Annotated in this window: 4 protein-coding genes; all 4 read right to left on the reverse strand. The window is 64.6% G+C overall.

The window, feature by feature from the left end:
• Window positions 1-406: 406 nt before the first annotated feature.
• The 4 genes from ACUVTU_RS12960 to ftcD all read right to left on the reverse strand — a co-directional run bounded on the left by ACUVTU_RS12960 (window position 407) and on the right by ftcD (window position 6,000).
• Window positions 407-2,437 carry a urocanate hydratase gene (locus ACUVTU_RS12960; protein ID WP_445890372.1) on the reverse strand — a complete coding sequence of 677 codons (2,031 nt, stop codon included), beginning with the start codon at window positions 2,435-2,437 and terminating at the stop codon, window positions 407-409.
• Window positions 2,438-2,726: 289 nt separating this feature from the next.
• Window positions 2,727-4,178, reverse strand: coding sequence for a sigma-54 interaction domain-containing protein (locus ACUVTU_RS12965; protein ID WP_445890373.1), 1,452 nt, complete (start codon window positions 4,176-4,178; stop codon window positions 2,727-2,729).
• A 208-nt stretch (window positions 4,179-4,386) separates the two neighbouring features.
• Window positions 4,387-5,028, reverse strand: a complete 642-nt coding sequence (locus ACUVTU_RS12970; protein WP_445890374.1) for a cyclodeaminase/cyclohydrolase family protein — start codon at window positions 5,026-5,028, stop codon at window positions 4,387-4,389.
• 66 nt (window positions 5,029-5,094) lie between these two features.
• Complete coding sequence (gene ftcD, locus ACUVTU_RS12975) at window positions 5,095-6,000, reverse strand: glutamate formimidoyltransferase (RefSeq protein WP_445890375.1); 906 nt, start codon at window positions 5,998-6,000, stop codon at window positions 5,095-5,097.
• Window positions 6,001-6,293: the final 293 nt, after the last annotated feature.

Raw genomic sequence — 6,293 nt, forward strand, 5'->3', positions numbered from 1 at the left:
GCTGCCGCGGCCTCGCCGGGTGCTGCAGCCGGTGCTCCGGACGGGCTCGCCCGGGTTTAGCGCACCCGCAGTTGCGGTTGCGGGTGTTGGCCCAACGCGGCGCGGCAGTTGTCCAAAGCGAGCGACTTGCGGAGCGCCGGTAACGGCACAGGCGCGGCGAGGTCGCCGCACCCGCGGCGCGGAGTGGCGAGGCTGAAGGCATGCCGCAGCTGATGCGAAGCTGAGGTGCTATGCGCCGGACATAGAAAGGCAACTGGCAGCATGCCGCATACGAGCGCCGCGCTGGTGCGGCCCGCAGCCGCGCCGTCTTGCCGTCGGCGCGGAGCACTGGAGCGAGCGCGGACACTGCCGCGCCGGGTATTGCCTGCGAGCGCACTCGCCCGGGATTTACGCACCCGCCCGTCCGCTAGCGCGCCGCCAGAGCCTGATCCACCAGGCGATCCACCAGCTCATCGTCGGCCAGATAGGGCAGGGTGATGTGCCCGCGCCCGGCGTACTCGCTGTTGAACTCGGCCGCCGTGCTCAGCGAATTCTCATTGCGGGCCCAGGCCCGGCGGGCCACACCGCCCACCACGTCCCAGAGCAGCGCCGACCGGATCACCTGATCCACCCGCTGGCTGCCGTCCAGCACCAGGCCGAAGCCGCCGTTGATGGCCTTGCCCACGCCTACGCCACCGCCGTTGTGCAGCGCCACCAGGCTCATGCCCCGGGCGGCGTTGCCCGCAAAACACTGCACGGCCATGTCGGCCATCACATTGCTGCCGTCCTTGATATTGGCGGTCTCCCGGAAGGGCGAGTCGGTACCGCTCACATCGTGGTGATCCCGCCCCAGCATGACCGGGCCAATTTCGCCCCGCCGGATCATCTCGTTGAACTTGAGGGCGATCTTCACCCGCCCGGCAGCATCCTGGTAGAGAATGCGGGCCTGGGAGCCCACCACCAGGTTGTTCTGGGCCGCATCCCGGATCCAGATGTAGTTGTCCCGGTCCTGGGGCCGGCGGTGGGGGTCGATGCATTCCAGGGCCGCCCGGTCGGTTTTGGCCAGGTCCTCCGGCCGGCCGCTCAGGCAGACCCAGCGGAAGGGCCCGTAACCATAGTCGAAAAGCTGCGGGCCCATGATGTCCTCCACATAGGAGGGCCAGATGAAGCCGTCCTTTTCATCCACGCCATTTTTGGCGATTTCTTTCACCCCAGCGTCAAAAACCGCCTTCATGAAGGCATTGCCGTAGTCGAAGAAATAAGTACCCCTTTCCACCAGAACCTTGATCAGCTCGTAATGGCGGCGCAGACTCCTGTCCACCATCTCCTGGAAACGGGCCTGGTCGGTGGCCAAAAGGGCGGTGCGTTCTTCAAAAGTGAGCCCCTGCGGGCAGTAGCCGCCCTGGTACACCACATGGCAGGAGGTCTGGTCGGAAAGCAGGTCCACGGGAATGTGGTGCTGCACAATGTACTCCAGCAAATCCACAATGTTGCCGTGATAAGCAATGGATACGGGCTGGCGGCTGGCCAGATGCTCCCGGGCGATGCGGAAAACCTCGTCCAGGTCGGCGCTGACCCGGCTCACCCAGCCCTGCTGGTGGCGCGTCTTAATGCGCGAGTAGTCCACCTCGGCGATGATGCCCACCCCGCGGGCGATTTCGATGGCCTTGGCCTGCGCCCCGCTCATGCCGCCCAGCCCCGAGGAGACAAACAGGCGGCCGCGCAGGTCCCCTTCCGGTCCGATGCCCAGCTTGAGCCGTCCGGCATTGAGCAGCGTGTTGTAGGTGCCGTGCACAATGCCCTGGGGCCCGATGTACATCCAGCCCCCGGCCGTCATTTGCCCGTAGTTGGCCACACCCATTTCCTCGGCAATCTCCCAGTCGTGGGGGTTGTCAAACATGCCCACCATCAGCGCGTTGGTGATGATCACCCGGGGGGATTCCGGCCGGGAGGGGAAAAGGCCCAGAGGGTGACCCGACTGCACCACCAGGGTCTGGTCGGGGGTAAGCTCCTCCAAATACTTCTTGATCAGCCGGTACTGCAGCCAGTTCTGGCACACCCGGCCGGTTTCGCCGTAGGTGACCAGCTCGTAGGGGTACAGGGCCACCTCGAAATCCAGGTTGTTGTCGATCATCACCTGAAAGGCCCGGCCCTCCAGGCATTTGCCCCGGTATTCATCCACCGGCCGGGCAAAGATGCGGCCCGGGGGACGGAAGCGGTAGGCGTAAATGCGGCCCAGGGTGAGCAGCTCATTTAAAAATTCCGGCGCCACGGCCTCATGCAGCTCCGGGGGCAGATAGCGCAGGGCGTTTTTCAAAGCCACCCGGGTCTGGGCGGGAGTGAGCCGAAACCCCCGGCTGGGGGCCCGGCGAATGCCGGGGACGAACTCGGGCAGAGGCGGCAGTTCGGCCTCCAGCTTGATGGTCATGGCCCGGCCAATTTGCCCGTTGTCCAGCATATGCAAACCTCCTGTTCCTTGAGAGAATGTCATCCACTTGTGTATTGGTCCTGTGTTTGGTGGCCGGAAATTGCCAGGGGAGCGCCCGGTTCCCGGGAGCCTTGCCACCCAGACAATCAGCCAGTTATTTTACACAAATACCAAAATTCTGAATACAAAATACAATATACCCTCTTTTCCGGTGCCTTCCCGGTGCCGTCACTGCACAATATTTTTGCACCGGCAGTGCTGCGGCTGCCGCCATCTGGTGCAAATATCTTTTGCCCGCAACAGATTTATGCACCATTGGCTATTCTCCAGCGCTGCCCGCTTTGATCCCCAGGCGGCGCATGCGGTACTGCAGATTTTGGCGCAGCACGCCCAGCGCACCGGCCGCCCGGGTTATATTGCCCTGATTTTTCTGCAGCACTTCTTTGATCAGCTGCCGCTCCACTTCCTCCAGCATTTGCTGCAGCGTTCCCCCGCCGCGCAGGGCGGCGCTCACATAACCGGACACCCTGGTGCGGGTCAGACGGGGCCGCAGGCAGGCCGGCAGGTGCTGGAAAGTGATAACCTCCTCACCGGCTTCCAGCATCACCAGGCAGCTCTCAATGACGTGCTTGAGCTCGCGCACATTGCCCGGCCAGTGGTAACGCAAAAAGGCTTCCTGGAGCTCGGGCGCCGGACGCACCTGCCGCTGCCCGTATATTTTGCCGTACTGATTGATGAAGTGGTGCACCAGCGCCTCTATATCCTCGGGTCTTTCCCTTAAGGGGGGGATGGATAGAGTGAGCACGGCCAGGCGGTAGTAAAGGTCTTCCCGCAGGGTGCCCCGGCGGATACACTGCCAGGGTTCCTGGTTGGTGGAAGAAATGATCCGGCACTGCACGGCCATTTCCCGCCGCCCTCCCACCCGGCGGAAAGTGCGTTCCTGGATTACGCGCAGCAGCTTGGCCTGCAGGGCCGGACTCATGGAGTTGATCTCATCCAGAAAGAGCGTGCCGCCCCCGGCCTGCTCTAAAAGGCCCGGACTGTCCACCGCGCCGGTAAAGGCCCCCCGGGCCGTGCCGAAGAGCAGGCTTTCCAGCAGAGTGTCGGGAATGGCGGCGCAGTTGATGCCCACAAAGGGCTGCTCCCGCCGGGGGCTGGCGTTGTGCAGGCTCTGCACCAGTACCTCCTTGCCCGTACCGGTTTCCCCGTACACCAGCACGGAACAATCGGTACGGGCCGCCTTTTCGGCCTGGCGCAGCAGGTTTTGCATGGCCAAACTGGCGTGCACCAGATCGGCGAAGGTGTAGCGCGTCCCGTTGCCGGGGGCGGCCCGCCCCCTTTCGCCCGCCCAGAGCTGTTTTTGCAGGCGCAGGCTTTCGCCCAAAAGCTCTTTCAGCCGGGTCACATCGCGGCAAACCGAAAAGGCACCCAGGATGCGCCCTTCCCGCCGCACGGGGTAGGTGCTGGCCACCAAGCTGATCTGCCGGCCGTCGGCAGTAAAGTACTGTCTGGCCACCTCCTGGAAATGCCGTCCGCTCTGTGTAGCCGCCAGATGCTCGCTCTTTTCCGGCATCACCTGGTAAACGTCGGTCAGATAGCGGCCCACCACCGCGGACCCCTCCAGGCCCTCTATTTTAGCCAAAGCCTGGTTGTAAAAGACGATCCGGCCCTGCTCGTCGGTGATAATCACCCCTTCGGAAACCGCATCCAGTGCGCTTTCCAGCATGGCCAGCCGGTCGGCCAGCGGGCCCATCTCCTCTTTGCGCCTCACCCCATCTGCCGCCGCTCCTTTCCGGACATATCTGCGTAATATAGCTTAAATTTTAGCAATATCTTGATAATTCTCCGTCGCAGAACCGATTACCTGCCGTGAGGAGCGCCGCCGGGCATAAAATTTTTGCAGCAAAATATTTTTTCGGCATCGCCCGGCCGGCACCCCCCGGAGGCCGGTGAAGGAAGGGGGGCAGAACAGCTGCTAACTATGAAATTTCGGGCAGGGCCAGGGCCTCCCGCACCGCGGCCCGCACCTGGTCCAGCACCGCTTCACCCTGTGCCAGCAGGGCCCCGACCTGCTCCCGGGAGGTGGTTACAAACTGCGCATCCTTGATCGAGGCCAGGTTGATGGCCACATTGTACAGCGCCCCCACCAGCCCGCTGTGGGCCAGCAGCGCACCCACCGCCGCATCGCTCAACGCGTTCTGGTTGCCCGCAAGCGCCGCCTCCCGGCACAGGCGCAAAACTTCTATGCACTGGCCGGCCACCTGCAGGGGATGCTCTGCCGCCCCCTGCAGGGCCTGCTGGATGGCTGCCGACCGGGCGGCCTTTTCCTCCACCGTGCCGCGGGGCAGCCGGTAGGCCTGCATCACCCGCTGAAAAGCCAGGGTATCCTCTTCCACCGCCCGGGCCAGGGCCTCCTGCAGGCGAGCGGCCTGCGCTTGCAGTTGTTGCATCTGGGACCCGGCGCCGGCCGCCGCTTTGCCGGTACTCAAGCCGGCCACCATCCCGGCCAGCGCGGCGCCCAGCGCCCCGGCCAGCGCGGCCACACTGCCGCCCCCCGGCGCGGGGGAATCCGAAGCCACTTCCTGTAAAAACTCGCGCACGGTCATATCCAGTAGCTGCATGGCCATTTCCTCCTTAAATACATGAAAAGAACCGTCCCGTGACCAGCCTGCCCCGGGAAAAGAGCACTACTCGACCAGATCCAGCAGCCTTTTTTCCAGCACCTGCTGGGGCGCAAAGCCCTCCAGGCGCAGGTAGAAAGCTGCCGTATCCAGCAGCGCCTCCAGCGGTACCAGCCCCACAATTTCGCTACCCACTACATTCACCCCGTAGCGGGCGGCCTCCAGGCGCACTGTCTCGAAAATCCGGGGCAGGGAAACCTCCCGGAAATTGCAGACATTGATGCTCACCTGGGCCAGGCCGCGGTCCTCCAGCATGACGCCCAGCGCCTTGATGCTGGGGTAGCCGCCGCTGCTGCCCCGGATGGAGCGGGCGATGGCCTGGGCGATGCGCAGATCGCTGGTGCCCAGGTTGATATTGTAAGCGATCAGCGGCGGACGGGCGCCCACCGCCGTGGCTCCGGCTGTGGGATGCAGGCGGGGCGGGCCGAAGTCGGGGGCCCGTTCCGGCCGGGTGATTTCGGTTTTCAGCCCTTCATACTGTCCCTGGCGCACCTGGGCCAGGTTCTTGCGCTCCGGCCGGGTGGCTGCCGCTTCGTAGAGGTAAACGGGAATGCCCAGCTTTTCGCCCAGCTCCCGGCCCACCTCCCGGGCCAGTTCCACGCATTCGGCCATCTCCACTCCGGCCACGGGGATAAAGGGAATGACATCGGTGGCCCCGATGCGCGGGTGCGCGCCGCTGTGTTCCTCCATATTGATCAGCTCCGCCGCCCGGGCAGCCGCCGCCACAGCCGCCTCTCCCACCCGGCCGGGCGGCCCGATGAAGGTGACCACGCTGCGGTTGTGGCTAGCATCCAGGGAATAGTCCAGCAGGCTGACACCCTCCACCGCCCGGATGGCCGCCACAATCTGCTCCACCACTTCCGGACGCCGCCCCTCACTGAAATTGGGCACACATTGCACCAGTTTTTGCACTGTTTATGACCTCCTTGTGTCCTGGGCTATCGTTGGTGCCGCGCATGCGAATGCGCCCATCCCGGGCGAGCCCGCGCGCAGGCAATGCCGGCGCGCCAGTGTCCGCGCTCGCTCCAGGCTGACGTTCGTGCGCACATGCGAATGCGCCCATCCCGGGCGAGCCCGCGCGCAGGCAATGCCGGCGCGGCAGTATTCACACTTGGTTGGCATGGTAATGTTTTGCCGGTGCGCATCCCGTGCTCGCCCGAACTGCGCACCGGGCAGCACCGGCGGCTCGGCCGCGGGCGGGCCGG

The organism is Desulfurispora sp. (assembly GCF_052744395.1).

What these genes read in the sequence shown, in the direction of transcription:
- ACUVTU_RS12960 (WP_445890372.1), bottom strand. Translation starts at nt 2,437, where the DNA reads ATGCTGGACAACGGGCAAATTGGCCGGGCCATGACCATCAAGCTGGAG.
- ACUVTU_RS12970 (WP_445890374.1), bottom strand. Translation starts at nt 5,028, where the DNA reads ATGCAGCTACTGGATATGACCGTGCGCGAGTTTTTACAGGAAGTGGCT.